Below are 1,062 nucleotides of genomic sequence, written 5' to 3' on the forward strand. Positions count from 1 at the left end.
GTTTTCGGAACCTTTCCTCTAGTTCACATTGACTTTCAGATCCACTTATTGATTTATAGTTGAGTCGAACATTCTCCTCGTTCGTAAAAAAGCTCTGGATAATACGATCAGATCTAAACGATCTAGGTGCATCACTTAAAAGCGTATTTTTTAGAGTTTCTGTTTCAGAAAGCAATTCTTACCCCTCCCTTTCTTTAGTAAACCTCTTATGTATAAAAGAACATGGTTAGAATTAAACAAAATAAAAATATATGTTCCTATTTTTACAGAAAAAAAAACCGGTTTACCGGGAGATCATAATCATACGTTCCTCTTTTCTATTTAGTATCTATTAACAACGATCTGGGAACAATTTTGTTAATATATACATTTTTATAAAAGGGATCTTCTACCTGATTGTGACTTTCCTGAAGGCTTATTGTTAAGAAGAGAGATACGTATTGAGGACCAACTACTATTTATAATCATGGTTAGACGCATAAGTCCTAGAATTAAAAACACGCCCTGCAAGGACGTGTTGATCAAGGGGAAAATTCTTTGGTGTATCTTTAGTATAACCCTTGTCTTAGCTTTTTATGCACTCTAAAAGACTTTCGCTTCTACAAGAAGGTGGGAAACCACAATTTTCTATGTAGTCAAGGAAACGCCCTTTAGAATCATCTCACTTCTCTTTCGCTATCCCTTTAGAAACTGAAGCATCCTCTATATTAACTTTCATTTTCCATTGTGACCAAGGAGTGCTACCAGAATCGGCTAGCACTAGTACCCAGATCTCCCCTTCCAGCATGTTCATACGGAAGGCCACGATATTCCTAGAATTTACATCGGTGTCCAAATTGAGATCGAGACTATTTCCTGAAGTCTCCTTGTCCAATATGAGCTTGAGGGTGTTCCCATCTTTACGAACAAGTGAAAAGCCGCTTACAAAATCCATGTCAGTAAGGCTGAGTCTATCGTTTACATAACGGTATAGATTCTCATTCACTTTTTTAATGATTCCAATAAGGTAAGCTACAACATTTTCAGATCACGCCTGTTGAATAACCACAAAATGGTAGAAAA

At 36.4% G+C, this 1,062-nt stretch carries 1 protein-coding gene; it reads right to left on the reverse strand.

The features are described 5' to 3' along the window. Positions 1–661: 661 nt before the first annotated feature. On the reverse strand, positions 662–985 hold the full coding sequence (locus tag L693_RS0102290) for a hypothetical protein (RefSeq protein WP_025715881.1): 324 nt from the start codon (positions 983–985) through the stop codon (positions 662–664). Positions 986–1,062: the final 77 nt, after the last annotated feature.

This window comes from Paenibacillus sp. 1-18, assembly GCF_000520755.1.
Lineage (GTDB): Bacteria > Bacillota > Bacilli > Paenibacillales > Paenibacillaceae > Paenibacillus > Paenibacillus brasilensis.